Source organism: Streptomyces sp. NPDC059166 (assembly GCF_042755185.1).
Classification (GTDB): Bacteria; Actinomycetota; Actinomycetes; order Streptomycetales; family Streptomycetaceae; genus Streptomyces.
Genome location: NZ_JBHZCI010000053.1, coordinates 1 through 17704, shown reverse-complemented (window position 1 = coordinate 17704; position 17704 = coordinate 1). Strand labels below are relative to the sequence as shown.

Annotated in this window: 14 protein-coding genes; 8 read left to right on the top strand and 6 right to left on the bottom strand. The window is 72.4% G+C overall.

Annotated elements, in window-relative coordinates:
• The 4 genes from ACFXOA_RS29145 to ACFXOA_RS29130 form a co-directional block, all read right to left on the bottom strand.
• Positions 1-999, bottom strand: coding sequence for a carbohydrate ABC transporter permease (locus tag ACFXOA_RS29145; protein WP_385034632.1), 999 nt, complete (start codon positions 997-999; stop codon positions 1-3).
• A gap of 11 nt (positions 1000-1010) precedes the next feature.
• Positions 1011-2351 carry an ABC transporter substrate-binding protein gene (locus ACFXOA_RS29140; protein WP_385034630.1) on the bottom strand — a complete coding sequence of 447 codons (1341 nt, stop codon included), beginning with the start codon at positions 2349-2351 and terminating at the stop codon, positions 1011-1013.
• A gap of 127 nt (positions 2352-2478) precedes the next feature.
• Positions 2479-3639, bottom strand: coding sequence for an ROK family transcriptional regulator (locus ACFXOA_RS29135; protein ID WP_385034628.1), 1161 nt, complete (start codon positions 3637-3639; stop codon positions 2479-2481).
• 186 nt (positions 3640-3825) lie between these two features.
• Positions 3826-4893 (bottom strand): mechanosensitive ion channel family protein, encoded by a 1068-nt coding sequence (locus tag ACFXOA_RS29130; RefSeq protein WP_385034626.1) that lies wholly within the window; start codon positions 4891-4893, stop codon positions 3826-3828.
• Between the two features lie 313 nt (positions 4894-5206).
• Between ACFXOA_RS29130 and ACFXOA_RS29125 the strand changes: the two genes are divergently transcribed.
• Positions 5207-5743 (top strand): HNH endonuclease, encoded by a 537-nt coding sequence (locus ACFXOA_RS29125; RefSeq protein WP_385034624.1) that lies wholly within the window; start codon positions 5207-5209, stop codon positions 5741-5743.
• 112 nt (positions 5744-5855) lie between these two features.
• On the opposite strand, the gene ACFXOA_RS29120 is transcribed toward ACFXOA_RS29125, so the two are convergent.
• A complete protein-coding gene (locus ACFXOA_RS29120) occupies positions 5856-8867 on the bottom strand; it encodes a beta-N-acetylglucosaminidase domain-containing protein (protein ID WP_385034622.1) in 3012 nt (1003 codons plus the stop codon).
• Between the two features lie 302 nt (positions 8868-9169).
• On the opposite strand from ACFXOA_RS29120, the gene ACFXOA_RS29115 reads away from it, so the two are divergent.
• The 5 genes from ACFXOA_RS29115 to alc all read left to right on the top strand — a co-directional run bounded on the left by ACFXOA_RS29115 (position 9170) and on the right by alc (position 14113).
• Entirely contained in the window at positions 9170-9475 is a 306-nt protein-coding gene (locus tag ACFXOA_RS29115) for a hypothetical protein (RefSeq protein ID WP_385034620.1), read from the top strand.
• Positions 9476-11623 carry a 4-alpha-glucanotransferase gene (malQ, locus tag ACFXOA_RS29110; RefSeq protein ID WP_385034618.1) on the top strand — a complete coding sequence of 716 codons (2148 nt, stop codon included), beginning with the start codon at positions 9476-9478 and terminating at the stop codon, positions 11621-11623.
• A gap of 38 nt (positions 11624-11661) precedes the next feature.
• Entirely contained in the window at positions 11662-11874 is a 213-nt protein-coding gene (locus ACFXOA_RS29105) for a hypothetical protein (protein ID WP_385034659.1), read from the top strand.
• Positions 11875-11957: 83 nt separating this feature from the next.
• A complete protein-coding gene (locus ACFXOA_RS29100; protein ID WP_385034616.1) occupies positions 11958-12905 on the top strand; it encodes a LysR substrate-binding domain-containing protein in 948 nt (315 codons plus the stop codon).
• Positions 12906-12964: 59 nt separating this feature from the next.
• Positions 12965-14113 carry an allantoicase gene (alc, locus tag ACFXOA_RS29095; RefSeq protein ID WP_385034614.1) on the top strand — a complete coding sequence of 383 codons (1149 nt, stop codon included), beginning with the start codon at positions 12965-12967 and terminating at the stop codon, positions 14111-14113.
• A gap of 151 nt (positions 14114-14264) precedes the next feature.
• Here the strand turns inward: alc and pepN are convergent, their stop codons facing one another.
• Positions 14265-16841, bottom strand: a complete 2577-nt coding sequence (gene pepN, locus ACFXOA_RS29090) for an aminopeptidase N (RefSeq protein ID WP_385034612.1) — start codon at positions 16839-16841, stop codon at positions 14265-14267.
• Between the two features lie 176 nt (positions 16842-17017).
• On the opposite strand from pepN, the gene ACFXOA_RS29085 reads away from it, so the two are divergent.
• On the top strand, positions 17018-17248 hold the full coding sequence (locus ACFXOA_RS29085; protein ID WP_362549720.1) for a ribbon-helix-helix domain-containing protein: 231 nt from the start codon (positions 17018-17020) through the stop codon (positions 17246-17248).
• On the top strand, positions 17235-17582 hold the full coding sequence (locus ACFXOA_RS29080; RefSeq protein WP_385034610.1) for a type II toxin-antitoxin system PemK/MazF family toxin: 348 nt from the start codon (positions 17235-17237) through the stop codon (positions 17580-17582). Before ACFXOA_RS29085 ends, ACFXOA_RS29080 begins: the two co-directional genes overlap by 14 nt.
• The last annotated feature ends 122 nt before the right edge of the window (positions 17583-17704 follow it).

Sequence of the window (17704 nt, the reverse complement as noted above, 5' to 3'; positions counted from 1 at the left end):
TCAGTCCTCCGCCGGTACGAGGCCGACGCTCTTGCGCATCAGCAGGAGGGTGACGCCCATGGCGATCGCGAAGAGCACGAGGGAGAGCACGCAGGCGGCACCGGTGTTGAAGTTCTGGAAGCCCATCGAGTAGACGAGCTGCGGGACGGTGAGGGTGGAGTGGTCCGGATAGCCGGGCTGGATCACCGTGCCCGGGCCGATGGAGACCCCGGAGGCCAGCTTCCCGGCGACGAGGGCCTGGGTGTAGTACTGCATCGTCTGCACCACGCCGGTCACCACCGCGAACATCACGATCGGGGTGATGGCGGGCCAGGTGACGTAGCGGAACTTCGTCCAGGACCCGGCGCCGTCCAGGTCGGCCGCCTCGTACTGCTCCTTCGGCACGTCCAGCAGCGAGGCCATGAAGATGACCATCAGGTCACCGATGCCCCACAGCGAGAGCAGCACCAGCGAGGGCTTCGACCAGTTCGGGTCGTTGAACCAGCCCGGGCCGTCCAGGCCGACCCACGAGAGCATCTCGTCGACGGGTCCGGTGGACGGGTTGAGGAGGAAGACGAAGGCCACCGTCGCCGCGACGGGCGGGGCGAGGTACGGGATGTAGAAGGCGGTGCGGAACAGCCCTACCCCCGTCTTGATCTTCGTGATCAGCAGGCCGATCCCGAGGCCGAACACCACCCGCAGCGTCACCATCACGACGACCAGCCACAGGGTGTTCCAGAGGGCCGGGCCGAACAGCGGCATCTGCTCCAGCACGTAGCGCCAGTTCCGCAGGCCCACGAAGGTGGGCGCCTTGATCTGGTTGTAGTGCATGAAGGAGAAGTAGACGGTCGCGATCAGCGGGTAGCCGAAGAAGACCGAGAACCCGACCAGCCAGGGGGAGAGGAACCCCAGGGTCCGCAGCCGCTCGCGGTTCCGCTTGCGCCGCAGCGGCGCGTCGTCGGGAGCCGGTCCGGTGACCCCCTCGGCGGACTTCGCCGGGGTCAGATGAGAAAGTGCCATGTCTCGGCTCCTCAGTTTTCCGACTGGAGGTTGTCGGCGTCGATCTGTTCGTCGAGTTCCTTCAGGGCCTTGTGGAGGTCCTTGGTCCTGCCGGCCTCGACGGACTGCGAGAAGTCCCCGAACGAGGTGATGTACTGACCGCCGTTGTTCGAGGGCGGTACGGCCTGGCTGTGTGGGTTCTGCGCGATCTCGATGAAGGCCCGGAACGACGGATCGGCGTCCAGGTCCGGGGACTTCAGCGCGTCGAACGTCGACGGCACGTTGTGGATGGCGTTGGCGAAGTGGACGACCGCGTCGGTGTCGATCGTCAGGTACTTCACCAGCTCCCAGGCCGCGTTCTGGTGCATGCTGCTGTGCGCGATGCCGGCGACGGTGCCGGTGAGATAGCCGCGCCCGTAGGTGTCCGCCTGGTCGTCGGGCACCGGCAGCGGGGCCACACCCCAGTCGAACTTCGCCTTGGCGTCGTCGAGCATCAGCCCGCGCCATTCACCGTCCAGATGCATGGCGACCTTGCCGGTCAGGAAGGCGTTCTGCGAGGACATCTCGTCGCCGAAGCCGGCCCGGAGCTTCTCCATGGCGCGGTAGCCGCCCTGGGCGTCGGAGAGCTCGCGCATCGCGGTGAAGAACTTCTCCGTCGCGGGCTCCTCGGCGAGCCGGGCCTTGCCGTCGGAGCCGAAGTACTTCGGACCCCACTGGGCGAACATCCGGTCGGGGGAGTTCTGGTAGAGCTGGAAGTTCGGCATGAAGCCTGCCCGCTCCAGCGAACCGTCCTTCCGCTTCTTCGTCAGCTTGACCGCGTCGGCCTTCATCTCGGACACGGTGCGCGGCGGCCGGCTGATCCCGGCCTCCTCGAAGGCGTCCTTGTTGTAGTACATGCCGAACGCGTCGGCGAGCAACGGCGTCGCGCACTGGACACCCTCGTACCGCGTGTAGTCCAGCAGGGTCTTCGGGAAGACCTTCGCCTTGTCGATCCCGCTCTTCCTGAGGAAGGGGTCGAGGTCGGCCCACATGCCGGAGGAGCAGTACTGGCCGACGTTGTTGGTGGTGAACGACGTGACGACGTCGGGCGCGTCCCCGCCACCGGCCCGCAGGGCCTGGTTGATCGTCTCGTCGCTCACGTTGCCGGTGGCGACGACGTGGATGTTGGGGTGGAGCTTCTCGAAGCGGGCGATGTTCTCGTTGATCGCCTTGACCTCGCTCGGGGCCGACCACCCGTGCCAGAACTTGAGCGTCACCGGCTTGGTCGGGTCGTCGGTGTCACTGCCGGTGCTCGGGTTCGCGCAGCCGGCCAGGAGCAGTGCCGCCGCGCCGAGTGCCACGGGCACACGGGTACGGATGTGCCATCGCGCCATGTCGGACTTCCTTAACGGGGGAGGGGATGGAGCGCAGGAACGGGATCGGGGGATCAGGGGAGGGCGCGGCGGGCATGGCGGTGCCGCGGGAGCCACCGGGCACGGGTCCGCGAGGCCGGGGGAGCGGTCAGATCGTGTCGAAGACGCTGTCCCGCGCCTGGGTGAGGGCGGTGCGCAGCGCCCCGGTCAGGATGGGGTCGCCGTCGACGTCGCTGACGCGGAGCAGCGGCCTGGGCAGGGCCAGACCGGACATCTCGGCCTCGACCCGTTCGCGGAGCGGCTCGCCTCCGGCCTGGGCCACCCGGCCGGACAGGACGACCAGCTCGGGGTCTATGACCGCCACCACGGCGGCGAGTCCGGTCGCCAGCCGGGCCGCGACCTGGTCGCGCACGGCCTCGTCGGCCAGCGCCTCGGCCAGTGGCCGGCCGCCGGCGAGGTCGCGTACGGCGGGGCAGGACACCTGGCTCTGGAAACCGCCCCCCGCGTCGGGGCCCGCCCAGTCGGCCTCGCCGCCCCGGGCGAGGGGCGCCCCCGGCAGCGGCATGTAGCCGATCTCGCCCGCGCCGCCGGTGGCACCGCGCAGCAGGACACCACCGAGCACGATGGCGGCGCCGACACCCTCGTCGAGCCAGGCGAGCACGAAGTGGTCGTGGTCCTGGGCGGCGCCCTCGTGCTGTTCGGCGAGGGCGGCGAGGTTCACGTCGTTCTCGATGACGACCGGCCTGCCGACCACCTCGGCGAGGTCGGCGAGCAGGGTCCGGGAGTGCCAGCCCGGCAGGTGGGGGGCGTAGCGAAGCTGCCCCGTCCTGGGATCGATCGCGCCCGGAGTGCCCACCACCACGGCGGCGAGGTCGTCGTGCCCGAGCCCGGTCCCTTCCAGCGCGCCGTCGACCGCCTCGGCGACGAGCTGTGCGGTGCGGTGCCGGACGTCCTCCGCCACGGCGTCCGCCTCCACCCGGCGCGAGCCGACCACCGTGCCGGTGATGTCGGCGACGACGGCGTCGATGCCCGTGGGGCCGACGGACAGGGCGGCGACGTGGGCGGCGGCGGGATCGATCTCGTAGAGCACCGCCTTGGGGCCGGGGCGGCCGCTCTGGTTTCCCGTCGAGCGCACCAGCCCCGCCTCCTCCAGCCGCGCCAGCACCTGGGAGGCGGTCGGCTTCGACAGGCCGGTCAGCTCGCTGATGCGGGTGCGGGTGAGCGGCCCCTCGGCGACGAGCAGGTCGAGCGCGGCCCGGTCGTTCATGGCGCGCAGTACACGCGGGGTTCCCGGTGTGGTTCCGGCCATGAGCGACGCACCTGCCCTCTGTTAGGAAACTTTCCTATTCGGTGAGAGGACGGTAGGACGCGCCTCCCCCGCACGTCAATGGCCCACGGCCACGCAGTTGCCGGAACGCCGTACGAGGCGCCGGGGCATGCGCGGAGGGGCGCCCCGCGGCTCTGCTTCGCGGGGCGCCCCTCCGGCGCGCTGCTCCTACTTGTTCAGGTTCGTCGGCGGCGGTATCGGCGTCGCCGCCAGCGACTGCGGCGAGGTCGTCGAGGCGTACGCCGAGGGCGCCGCCATCGCCGCGGTCGGGTCGGCCACCGACTCGCCCTCCGCCTGGAGGGGGGCCACGCCGATCATCCGGATACCGGCCGCGTCCAGCGCCTGCTTGATCCGCCAGCGCAGCTCGCGCTCGACGCCCAGCGACTTGCCCGGCATCGTCTTCGCGGTCACCCGCACGGTCATCGAGTCCAGCAGCACCTGGTCCAGGCCGAGGATCTCCACCGGGCCCCAGAGCCGCTCCGACCAGGGCTCTTCCTTGGTCATGGTCTCTCCGGCCCCGGCGATCGCCTTGCGGATCAGCTCCAGGTCCTCCCCGGGGCGGACCGTCACGTCGACGCCCGCCGTGGACCAGCCCTGGCTGAGGTTGCCGATCCGCTTCACCTCGCCGTTGCGGACGTACCAGATCTCGCCGTTGTCGCCGCGCAGCTTGGTGACCCGCAGGCCCACCTCGATGACCTCACCGGAGGCCACCCCCGCGTCGATCGTGTCGCCGACGCCGTACTGGTCCTCCAGGATCATGAAGACGCCCGAGAGGAAGTCGGTGACGAGGTTGCGCGCGCCGAAGCCCAGCGCCACACCGGCGACCCCCGCGGAGGCCAGCAGCGGGGCCAGGTTGATCTGGAAGGCGCCCAGGATCATCAGGGCCGCCGTACCGAGGATCACGAACGAGCTGACCGAGCGGAGTACGGAACCGATCGCCTCCGAGCGCTGGCGGCGGCGTTCCGCGTTGACCAGCAGCCCGCCGAGGGCCGTGCCCTCCACCGCCTGGGCGCTGCGGTTCATCCGGTCGATGAGGTTGGTGAGGGCGCGCCGGATCAGATAGCGCAGGACGATCGCTATCGCCGCGATGAAGATGATGCGGAGGCCGGTGTTCAGCCAGGTGGACCAGTTCTCCTCGACCCAGCCTGCGGCGTTGCCGGCCCGCTCGGCGGCTTCGTCCAGCGAACCGCCGCCCCCCGGTGAGGGAGCCGCGGACAGAAGGGCGGACAGGGGCACGACGGGGACCTCCAGCTGGGCGACGGCAGACCAACAACAGTAACGAAGCCGGGAGGGCGGTTCGTTGCCGATGACGGGAGAGATACGCGTCTCACCCGGTGCCACAGGGCGACCGCCCGTCCCCGCCGCGGCACCGGACGCCCCACCCGGGCGGCATTCACGGGCGGACGGTCCCGTACGGCGCCCCGGGTGAGGAAAATCCCTTCGGCCCGTTACCCGCACGTGGTGGCGCTCGGACCAGGCATGAGGAGAGACTTGGAACGGATCGTCCCGGCGCGAGCCACGCGTCGCCGGCGTACAAGGAGGCAGACACGTGCCGCACGTCCTGGTTCTCAACGCTTCGTACGAGCCGCTCGGCGTCGTACCCCTGCGCCGCGCTCTCGTCCTCGTCCTCGAGAACAAGGCAGTCTGCCTCGAGGAGTCCGGCGCCTTCATGCACAGCGCCACCCGCGCCGTGCCGGCCCCCAGCGTCGTCCGCCTCAAGCGGTTCGTGCGCATCCCCTACCGGGGGCCCGTCCCCCTCACGCGCCGGGCGCTCTTCGCCCGGGACGGCGGACGCTGCATGTACTGCGGCGCCGCCGCGACCAGCGTCGACCACGTCATCCCGCGCAGTCGCGGCGGTCTGCACGCATGGGACAACGTGGTGGCGGCCTGCCGCCGCTGCAACCACGTCAAGGCGGACCGCCACCTGCCCGAACTGGGCTGGCGGCTGCGCCACCAGCCCGCGCCGCCCAGCGGACTGGCCTGGCGGATCATCGGCACCGGCCACCGCGACCCGCGCTGGCTGCCCTACCTGCAGCCGTTCGGCGCGGACGACGTGATGGCCCGGATCGACGGCGTCTCCGCCTGATACCGGATCCCCTGCGCGGTGGCCTCAGCGGGGTGTCAGCCTGATGCCGGATCCCCGGAGAGGTGCCCTCGGCGGGGTTTCAGCCCGAGGCCGGATCCTCTGCGCGGTGGCCTCAGCGGGGATCCGGGGCCTTCTCCGCGACGGCGTACGCCTCGACCGACCACAGCGAGTACCCGTACTCCGTGGCCCGCTCGTCGCCCTGGACCCTGACGAAGCGGGTGTCCTTCGCGTCCATCCGGACCGTTTCGCGGCCGCCCGAGCCCTCCCGCACGGTCGCCGCCGTACGCCAGTTCCGGCCGTCGCGGGAGACCTGTATCCGGTAGCGGCCGGCGTAGGCGTCCTGCCAGTGCAGCACGACCTGGCCGAGCCGCACGGGCGCGGCCAGCTCCGCCTGCCACCAGGCGCCGTCCTCCGCCGGTGAGGACCAGCGGGTCCGGGGATCGCCGTCCGAGGCCGCCGCGGCGGGGAAGTCGGGCGTCTCGTCCGCCGACGAGGACGCCCTGGCCGTGCGGAGGAGGTCGGGCCCCGCCGTGCGGGGGAAGGCCCGTACGGTGAGGGTGCTCCGCTGCCCGGCGAAGCTCAGCGGAACCTCGTACGTGCCCGCCGGGGTTCCGGCCGGCACGCTGATCTCCACGGGGACGTCGGCACGCGAGCCGCCGGTGACGGCCGTCCGTTCCGGCACTCTCACCTCGATGCCCTCGGGCGCCTCGGCCCTGAGCGTCCCCTCCACCTGGCCGGGCCGGCCCCCGGCCAGCCGCGCGGCCACCCGCTGGGTGCCGCCGCCGATCACCGCGTCCGTCCTCGGGCGGTCGAGGTCGAGCCGGGCCGCGGGCTCGTCCCCGAACCAGGGCACCAGCGCCCGTACCTCCGGAGCGCCCGGCGAAGCGGGCGCGGCACCCGTGACCCCCGGCGGGGGCGGTCCGACGAGGACGGGGCCCGCGGAGCGGGCCGAGACCCGCAGCGCGTCCGCCCGCAGCCCCTTCGCCGCGGTCTGTGTCCACCCCTCGGCCGACAGGGGGCCGAGGTCACGCCAGCCCTCCCCGGGCACATGGGCCTCCAGGGCGGTGTCCTGGGCGGAGTCACCCGGCCGGGTCAGCGCGGTGACCGCCTCCAGCGGGCGGGCGCGGCCGAGCCGGAGAGTGTAGCCGTGCGCGTCGCGGCTCACCTCGCCCGAGTCGCGGTCGGTGCCGTTCCAGGCCTCGGCCTCCTTCAGGACCCGGTCCAGGAAGGGGCCCAGCACGCCCTTGCCGACGGTGGCCCGGCTCGCCCCGATCTCCTCGCGGAGCGGTTCGAGCGCCAGCTGAGCCCGCCAGGCCGCCGCCCCGTCCCCGCGCTCCTGCGCCCGCAGGAGATCCACGGCCAGTTCGCCCGCACGGCCGTACCGGGCCAGCTGCCGGCTCCACGGACCCACCTCGGCCTCCAGGTGGCCGGCCGCGGGGGTCCCCAGGTGCTCCGGAGCCTCGCGCATCACCCCGAAGGCGGCCCGCAGCTCACGCGCGGCCTTGTCACGTCCCGCCCGGTCCGAGGGGTCCCCCGTCGTGCGGGAGGACCAGAACGCGGAGATCAGGGGCCGGAGGTAGGCGGACTCCTCGCCCCCCAGCACAGAGGCGGCACTGTTGCCCGCCAGGGCGCCCAGCGCGGCGCGCGCGGAGGGGTCCCCGCCCGCCAGGTCGTCCAGGGCCGCCTGCCAGGACTCCTGCGCCCGGTAGCCCTTGGGGTTCCAGGCGAAGTCCGCGGTGGTGAACAGCGGGACGCGCGAGGCCGAGGGCTGCTGCATGGCGTTGGCCAGCAGGGCGGCGGACCCGCTCGCCACCGCCGGGTCCCTGCCGGTGTACGGGCCGAGGAAGATGCGGTCCTGCGCGTAGTCGTTGACCGGATAGTTGTCCATGGTGACCAGCGGGTGGCGGAACGCCACCCGGGCGCTCGCCAGCTCCTTGCCGGTGATGGTCCTCGGCACCACCCCGACGCCCGTCCAGGCGATCTGCACCCGGGCGTCCATCTCGGAGGCGAGCGCGGCGCGGTAGTCGGTGGCGCCGTCCTGGTAGAACTCGGTCGGCATCACCGACAGGGGCGCCGCCCCCGGGTGGCGCTCGTCGAGGTGCCGGGCGACCGCCCCGGCGACGCGGGCCTGGGCCCCGGCCGCCGCCTCCGGGCCGCTGCCGAACTTCTCCGCGTCCTCGTCGCAGTGCCATTCGCTGTAGCTGACGTTCTGGAACTGCAGCTGGAACGCCCGTACCCCGAGCGCCCACATCGCGTCGATCTTCCGGGTCAGCGCCCGCACGTCCGCGTCCGAGGCCATGCACATGGCCTGTCCGGGGGACACCGCCCAGCCGAGTGTCACGTGCTCGGCGCGGGCCTTGCGCGCCAGCGCCCGGAAACCGGCCCGCTGGTCCGCCGGGTAGGGCTCCCGCCAGCGGGTCTGGCGGTACGGGTCGTCGCCGGCCGCGTACAGGTAGCGGTTCTGCTTCGTGCGTCCCATGAAGCCGAGCTGGGCGAGCCGTTCCTCCTGGCTCCAGGGCTGTCCGTAGAACCCCTCGGCCATGCCGCGTACGGCCGTTCCCGGCCAGTCCCGGACCACGGCCGGGGCGACGGTGCCGCCCTTCACCAGCTGGCGCAGGGTCTGCACCCCGTGGAACTCGCCGTCCTCACCGACCCCGTCCAGGGCGACGGCGGGGCGGCCGCCGGCCGCACCGACGGCGAGCCGGTACCCGCCGGACGGCAGGTCCGCGCGCCCGGCCGCGCCCATCTCCCGCAGTGCCGCGTCCGCGCCGGTGCCGCCGACCCGGATCACCGGGCCGCGGCCGGGCAGGGCCTCGTGCACGGTACGGACGCCGGACTCGCGCAGCAGCGCCCTGAGCGCGTCCACGGCGTACGGATCGGCCCGTGGGCCGGTGAGGAGGGTGACCTCGGTGCCCAGGCCGACGGGCCGGCCGGACGTCCTCATGGACTGCGGGCGGGGCCACACCGAGGGGATCCGGCCGTCGTCGGCGCGGTCCGCCGTGGCCGCGGCGGAACCGGCGGGTGCGACCGGAGCCGCTACGGCGGCGGGTGCGACCGGGCCGAGCAGCCCACCGATGACGGCCACGGCGACGGCCGTGGCTTGCCTCCTGCGCCTGAGCTGCACGCCCGCCCCCTCGTTCCGACCTCGCCCCGCGGTGACGTCCGAGCCCACCACCCGGGCGCGGGGGTGTCAATGTGCGTGGCCGGTTCGCCGTCAATGCCCGATGTGTCACCGGTGTGGCGCGTGGGAGGCGGGGGGAAACTGTCGACTGGCCGAAAACGGCCCATTCCAGGCAGGCGAGGGAACGGAGTGTGACCCACGGCACGTTGGGATCGTTGTCATAACGCATGTGTCACGTCGACGGGTGCTGGCGCTCCCGTTGGGTAGGCCTGCTGTGTCCTGTTGTCCACGGCCAGGAGGCCAACGTGCCCGCATCCGCGCAGCTTCTGCTCTCCGCCCTCTCCAAACAGGTGCCGAGCCACACGGATCCCGATCCGCTGGCAGGCGAGACACCCTCGGCCGTCCCCCCGATGATCAGCGAGCTCCCGCTCGCCTACGTCTCCGACCTCACCGGCGAAGGAGTCTTCGCCGACGCCCCGCTCACCAGCGAGCCCCCGCTCGCCGACGCCACACCCCTCACGAGCGAGCCACCGCTCGCCGCCGTCGCCCCTCTGACCAGCGAGCCGACAGCACCCGGCACCGCAGGGGGCATGGAGTCCCCAGGAGTCTGAATGGGCTTGTCCCGGCTCGCCGCACTGCACGGCGTCGCCACCTCCTTCTCCCCTTCCGCGGACGTCACGGTGTCCGTCCCCGACGACACGGTCACCGCCGTGCTCGCCGCGCTGGGCGTCGACGCCGACACGCCCGAAGGGGTGGCGAGATCACTCGCCGCAGCCGAATCGGCGGCGGTCTCCCGGCTGCTCCCACCGACGGTGGTGGCCTGGTCGGGAGAGCCGCTGCCGGCTCCTCTGACCGCCCTCCCGTCCGGCACGGTCCTGACGGTCGACCCCGAGCCCGGGGACACCGGAAGGGCCACCTCCCTCCGCATGCGGGTGCTCCCCGCCCCCACGCCCGCCGGGGAGGAGCCGGTCACCCCCGCGTGGTGGACCGAACCGCCCCTGGGCGTCCACCGGCTGACCGCCCGCACCCCGGACCGGCGCCACGCCACCGCCACGCTCGTCGTCGCCCCCGACCGGGTGCCCCAGCCGCCCGGGCGCACACACGGATTCCTCGTCCAGCTCTACTCGCTGCTCTCCACCCGTTCCTGGGGGATGGGGGACCTCGCCGACCTCGCCGACCTCGCCGCCTGGGCGGGGCGCACCCAGGGGAGCGGCTTCGTCCAGGTCAACCCGTTGCACGCGGCCTTCCCCGGCAGGCCGACCGACCCCTCCCCGTACCGTCCCTCCTCGCGCCGGTTCCCCGACCCGGTCCATCTGCACATCGAGTCGATCCCCGAGTACGGGCACGTCGACGAGCCCGGCAGGGCGGCCCTCGACGACCTGCGGCAGGAGGCCGCGGCGCTCCGGGAGGCCGTCCTGAACAAGGGCGCGCTGATCGACCGGGACGCGGTCTGGGAGCTCAAGAGGCAGGCCCTGGAGCTCATCCACGAGGTCCCGCTGACGCCCGGACGCCGCGCCGCCTACTGCGACTTCCTCGCCGAACAGGGACAGGCCCTGGAGGACCACGCCCTGTGGTGCGCCCTCGCCGAGGTGCACGGCCCGAACTGGCGCTCCTGGCCGGAAGGGCTGCGGGACCCCCGCTCCGCGCAGAGCGCGCGCGCCCGCGCGGACCTGCTGGGCCGGGTCGACTTCCACTGCCGGCTGGCCTGGCTCACCGACACCCAGCTCGCCACGGCGCAGAGCGCCGCGAGGGAGTCCGGGATGGCCGTCGGCATCGTCCACGACCTCGCCGTCGGTGTGCACCCCGACGGCGCGGACACCTGGGCGCAGCAGGACGCCTTCGCGCACGGCATGTCCGTCGGCGCGCCCCCCGACGCCTTCAACGCCCACGGCCAGGACTGGGGGCTCCCGCCCTGGCGGCCCGACGCCCTCGCGGCGTCCGGTTACGCCCCCTACCGCGCGCTTCTGCGCGGTCTCCTCGCCCACGCGGGGGCGCTGCGCATCGACCATGTGATGGGCCTGTTCCGGCTCTGGTGGGTCCCCGAGGGGCGTCCGCCCACCGAGGGCGCCTATGTCGGCCACGACGCGGAAGCCATGCTCGCGGTCCTCGTCCTGGAGGCGCACCGGGCGGGCGCCGTCGTCATAGGGGAGGACCTCGGCACCGTCGAGCCCGGTGTGCGTGAGGCACTCGCCCGGCGCGGGGTGCTCGGCACGTCCGTCCTCTGGTTCGAGCGCGACTGGGGCGGCACCGGCCGCCCCCTGCGACCGGAGCAGTGGCGTGCGGACTGCGTGGCCACGGCGACCACCCACGACCTGCCGTCCACGGCCGCCCGGCTGACGGGCGAGCACGTGACGCTCCGCCACCGCCTGGGCCTGCTCGCCGGCGACCTCGAGCAGGAGGCGGCCACGGACGCCGCCGACACCGCCGAGTGGCTGGCCTACCTGGCGAGACTCCGGCTGCTGCCCGAGGGCGAGGGGGACGAGGAGGCGGCCGTACGCGCGGTGCACCGCTTCCTGCTGAGCACCCCGGCCCGTATGACGGGGGTCTGGCTGCCGGACACCGTGGGCGACCGCCGTCCGCAGAACCTCCCCGGCACCTGGGACCAGTACCCCAACTGGCGCCTGCCCGTCGCCGACGCGGACGGCCTCCCCGTCACCCTGGAGGAGATCACCGCCTCGCCCAGGCTGCACCGGCTGATGGCCGTCATGGCCGAGGGCGGCGCGTCCCCTACGGCACCCCCGGGCGCGCGCCCCTCGTAGGCGTTCGCTACGTTTGCACCGTGGACAAGAAGAACGCTATGCGCGCCGGCGCCGTCGCGGCCGGTACGACGCTGATGATGCTGCTGATGTCGTCCCCCGCGCTCGCACTCACCCGCGACGACGGTGACGACCCGGGCCCCGGCCTGAACGTGATGGAGACCCTCGGTCTCTACGTCGCACTGCCGCTGGTGCTGTTCGCCGTGATCATCGGCCTGGTCATGGTGCTCGACAAGTCCAAGAAGCGGGCCTAGTCAGCTGCTCCCCGAGTGCGCCGCGCGGTACGACGTACCGCGCGGCGCACCGGCATGTCCGGAGGCCGGGTAGGTTCTCGCCCATGACCGAGTGGGACGTCAAGAAGCTCCGTATCCTGCGCACCCTGCGCGACCGGGGCACCGTCACCGCCGCGGCAGAGGTCCTGCTCATGACCCCGTCCGCCGTCTCCCAGCAGCTCACCAACCTCTCCAGACAGCTCGGGGTGCCGCTCCTGGAGGCGCAGGGCCGCCGGGTCAGGCTCACCGACGCCGCGCACCTCGTGCTGCGTCACGCCGAGGCGGTCTTCGCGCAACTGGAGCGGGCCGACGCCGAGCTGACCGGCTATCTGCGCGGCGAGGCCGGCCTGGTGCGTGTCGGGGCCTTCTCCACGGCCGTGCCCGCCCTCGTGGTCCCCGCCGTGCGCCTGCTGCGGACGGACGACCGGCCCGGGCCCGAGGTGCGGGTACGGGAGGCGGAGGCGGCGCAGGCCTACGAGCTCCTGTCCGCCGGGGACGTGGACCTGGCTCTCTCCCTGGCGGCGCACGCCCCCACGGCCCGCGATCCCCGCTTCACGCTGCTGCCGCTTCTGGCCGATCCCCTGGACGTCGCACTGCCGGCGGATCATCCCCTGGCCGGGGCTCCCGGCCTCAGGCTCGCCGACCTCGCCTCCGAGCCCTGGATCTTCGGCGGCTCGGGCCCCTGGTCGGAGATCACCACCGCCGCCTGCGAAGCGGCCGGCTTCGTGCCGGAGCAGGCCCACAGCGCCTCGGGCTGGACGGCGATCCTGGCCATGGTGGAGGCCGGGATGGGTGTCGCCCTGGTGCCCCGGATGGCGTCCGCGGCCGACCGCTGCGGCGGCGGGGTGGCGATGCGGGTCCTGGAGTCGGACCGTCCGCAGCGCCATGTGGTGGCGGCCGTCCGGCAGGGCGCGGAGCGGGGCCCCGCGGTGGAGCGGGTACTGGCGGCGCTCCAGCGGGTGGCCCGGACGGCCGCCCAGGGCTCCGCCACGAGAATCGTTCAGCAGAACTGAAGGAACTGTACGAAAACTTTCGATGGACCTGACAGGTCCTGGTGCACCACAGTCGTCACATGACCACCGACGCGAACGAGACCGCATTCCAGGACTCCGACCCCCACGCGAACGACGCGGCCCCCTACGGCGGGGGCGACCCCTACGCCGACTACCGCCACGCCACCGGTCTCTCCTTCACCGAGCTCGTGGACCTCGCGGACCGCCGCCTCGGTGCCGGCGTGATCGCGGCCAACGACGAGTTCTTCGCCGAGCGCGAGAACCTGCTGATCCGTGAGCCCGCCGTCTTCGACCCCGAGCGCTTCGGCCACAAGGGCAAGATCATGGACGGCTGGGAGACCCGCCGCCGCCGCGGCGCGGACGCGGACCACCCCTTCCCCGCGCCGGGAGAGCACGACTGGGCGATCGTCCGGCTCGGTGCCCCCGGCATCATCCGCGGCCTGATCGTCGACACCGCCCACTTCCGGGGCAACTACCCGCAGCGCGTCTCCGTGCAGGCGACCGCCGTCGAAGGCGCCCCGGGCCCCGAGCAGCTCCTCGCGGACGACGTGAAGTGGGAGGAGATCGTCCCGCCGACGCCCGTGCGCGGACACGCGGCCAACGCCTTCGAGATCACCGGTGACCGCCGCTACACCCACGTCCGGCTCTGCCAGCACCCCGACGGCGGCATCGCCCGCCTCCGCGTGCACGGCGAGGTCGTGCCCGACCCGGCCTGGATCGCCGCGCTCGGCACGATCGACCTGATCTCGATCCTCAACGGCGGCATGTACGAGGACGCATCGGACCGCTTCTACTCCTCGCCTGCCCAGATCATCCTGCCCGGTACCTCCCGCAAGATGGACGACGGCTGGGAGAACCGGCGGCGCCGCGTACGCGACACCAACGACTGGGTGCGTTTCCGCCTGCCCGCCCAGGGCGCGGTACGCGCCGTGGAGATCGACACCGCCTACCTCAAGGGCAACTCGGCGGGCTGGATCAGCCTCCAGGGCCGCGACGGCGAGGACGGCGAGTGGTTCGAGATCATCCCGCGCACCCGCCTCCAGCCCGACACCGTCCACCGCTTCGTCCTGGACGCGGAGGCCGTCGTCACCCACGTCCGCCTCGACGCCTTCCCCGACGGCGGGGTGGCCCGGATGCGGCTGCACGGCACACCGACCGAGGCCGGCGCCCTCGCGCTGACCCGCCGCTACGAGGAATCGGTGGCCTGATCCACCGCGACCCCCCGACTCCCGCCCGGCGGGCGGCAGCGCCCCGGCGCCTGCCCGCCGGGCGGTTTCCACACGTGGGCACCGCCCGCGAAGGCGACGAAGGGGGCACCCCGGCCGGGGTGCCCCCTTCACGCGTGCCTGCGCCGGACCGCTACGCGGTGGCCGCCGCGGCGTCCGCCGCCTGGGCGCGCAGCGCGCGCTCCACGCCCGAGCGGGACTCCGACATCAGGCGGCGCAGCGCCGCGCTGGGCTGTGCGGACTCCAGCCAGGCGTCGGTGGCATCCAGGGTCTCCTGGGAGACCTGGAGCGACGGGTACAGGCCGACCGCGATCTGCTGGGCCATCTCGTGGCTCCGGGTGTCCCAGACCTCCTTGACCGCGGTGAAGAACTTCTCCGTGTACGGAGCGAGAAGCTCACGCTGGTCGGTCTGGACGAAGCCCGTGATGACCGACTCCTGGAGGGAGTTGGGCAGCTTGTCCGACTCGACGACCGATGCCCACGCCTCGGCCTTGGCCTCCTCGGACGGCTGGGCGGCGCGTGCGGACGCCGCGTGGCGCTCGCCCGCGGCCGTCCGGTCACGCTCGTACTCGGCCGCGATCTCCTCCTCGTCGATGAGGCCCGTCGCGGCGAGGCGGTGCACGAACGCCCAGCGCAGCTCGGTGTCGACGGCGAGGCCCTCGATCTCCTGGGTGCCGTCCAGCAGCGACTGCAGCACGTCCAGGTGCAGCGGGCTGCGGGCCGTCGCCGCGAACGCACGTGCCCAGGCCAGCTGGTGGTCGCTGCCGGGGGCGGCCGCGCGCAGGTGCGCGAGCGTGGCCTCGGTCCACTGGTTCAGGCCGGCCTCCCGCCACTCCGGGGCGGCGTAGAGGTCCAGGGCGAGCTTCACCTGGCGGTGCAGCGACTGCACCACGCCGATGTCGGACTCCTTGCCGATCCCCGAGAGGACCAGCGCCAGGTAGTCACGCGTGGCCAGCTCGCCGTCGCGCGTCATGTCCCAGGCGGAGGCCCAGCTCAGCGCCCGGGGCAGGGACTCGGTGAAGTCGCCCAGGTGCCCGGTCACCACGCGCAGGGACTCCTCGTCGAGGCGGACCTTCGCGTACGACAGGTCGTCGTCGTTGAGCAGGACGACAGCGGGGCGGGCCTTCTCTGCCGGGAAGGGCACCGCGGTGCGCTCGCCGTCGACGTCCAGCTCGATCCGGTCGGTGCGGACGAGCTTGCCGGCCTCGTCCAGGTCGTAGCAGCCGATGGCGATCCGGTGCGGGCGCAGCGTCGGCTCGCCCTTGGCGCCGGCGGGCAGCGCCGGGGCCTCCTGGAGCACGGCGAAGGAGGTGACGTGGCCGTTCTCGTCGGTCTCGATCTCCGGGCGCAGGATGTTGATCCCGGCCGTCTCCAGCCACGCCTTCGACCAGGTCTTCAGGTCACGGCCGGAGGTCTCCTCCAGCGCGCCCAGCAGGTCCGACAGACGCGTGTTCCCGAAGGCGTGCGCCTTGAAGTAGGCCTGCACGCCCTTGAAGAACGCGTCCTTGCCGACGTAGGCCACGAGCTGCTTCAGGACCGAGGCGCCCTTGGCGTACGTGATCCCGTCGAAGTTCACCAGGACGTCGTCGAGGTCCTGGATGTCCGCCATGATCGGGTGCGTCGAGGGCAGCTGGTCCTGCCGGTACGCCCAGGTCTTCATGGAGTTGGCGAACGTCGTCCAGGAGTGCGGCCACTTCGAGCCCTCGGCGTCGGCCTGGCAGGCGATCGAGGTGTAGGTGGCGAACGACTCGTTCAGCCAGAGGTCGTTCCACCACTCCATGGTGACGAGGTCGCCGAACCACATGTGGGCCAGCTCGTGCAGGATGGTCTCGGCCCGCGTCTCGTACGCCGCGTCCGTCACCTTCGACCGGAAGACGTACTGGTCGCGGATGGTGACCGCACCGGCGTTCTCCATCGCCCCGGCGTTGAACTCCGGGACGAAGAGCTGGTCGTACTTGGCGAAGGGGTACGCGTAGTCGAACTTCTCCTGGAACCAGTCGAATCCCTGCCGGGTGACGGCGAAGATCTCGTCGGCGTCCAGGTACTCGGCGAGCGAGGGGCGGCAGTAGATGCCGAGCGGGACCGTCCGGCCGTCGCGCTCGTAGCTGCTGTGCACCGAGTGGTACGGCCCGGCGATGAGGGCCGTGATGTAGGTGGAGATGCGCGGGGTCGGCTCGAAGGACCAGACGTCGCCGCTCGGTTCGGGGGTCGGCGAGTTGGAGATCACCGTCCAGCCGGCGGGCGCCTTCACGGTGAAGCGGAAGGTTGCCTTGAGGTCGGGCTGTTCGAAGTTCGCGAACACCCGGCGGGCGTCCGGCACCTCGAACTGCGTGTAGAGGTAGGCCTGTTCGTCGACCGGGTCGACGAAGCGGTGCAGGCCCTCACCGGTGTTGGTGTACGAGCAGTCGGCGACGACCTTGAGCTCGTTGGCGCCGGCCCGGAGGTGCTTCAGCGCGATCCGGGAGTCCCGGAACACGGCGGCGATGTCCAGGTCCTTGCCGTTCAGCACGATGTCGTGGACCGCCGGGGCGACGAGATCGATGAACGTCTCGGCGCCCTCCTCGGCGGAGTCGAAGCGCACGGTGGTGACGGACCGGTAGGTGCCGCCCTCCTGTGCGCCGGAGAGGTCGAGATCGATCTCGTACGCGTCCACGGTCAGCAGGCGCGCCCGCTCCTGTGCCTCTTCGCGGGTCAGATTCGTGCCAGGCACGCGGTCATCTCCTTGCAGTGCGACGTTTTTCGCCATCCTTCCACGTGGGGTGGGCGCAACGCGATGTCCCTTTTCGGCCGGGGCGCATGGACCGCCCGGCGGGCCTCACGCACCGGGGGCCACCGTCCGGGCGCCACCGGTAGGCAAGGCATTCCTACCGGTGGTAGCATCGGAGTATGAAGATCAGTGTGAGCCTGCCGCAGGAGGATGTCGCCTTCGTCGACGAGTACGCCGCGAAGACCGACGCGGATTCGCGGTCCGCGGTCATACACGCGGCCATCGAGGCGCTGCGTGCCGCCAACCTGGAGGCTGATTACGACGCGGCCTTCGCCGAGTGGGACGCGAGCGAGGACGCCGCGTTCTGGGACCGGTTCTCGGGGGACGGACTCACCGATGAAGCGCGGTGACATCTACCTGGTCGACTACGAGCCGGTACGCGGCAGCGAGGCGAACAAGGCCCGCCCTTCCGTGATCATCTCCAACGACGGCGCGAACGCGGTGGTGGCGCGGACCGGCCGGGGTGTGGTGACGGTCGTGCCGCTGACCTCGAACACCACCCGTGTCTACCCCTTCCAGGTGTTGTTGCGCGCCGACGAGTCAGGCATGCCCAGGGACTCCAAGGTGCAGTGCGAGCAGGTGCGTGCCATGGCTCACGAGCGGTTTCTCCGGCGCGTAGGCGCTGTTCCCCGGCAGCGTCTGACCGAGATCGACACGGCTCTGCGCAGGCACCTCGCCCTCTGACCGGGGCGTACGCGCGAGGAGGGGCGGCCGCCCTCGGCCGCTGTTCGATGCTGTACACCCCGCGGCACCACGAACAACTCGCCGGGCGCTACATGGACGCTGCGTTGCGGCAGGTCGATGCG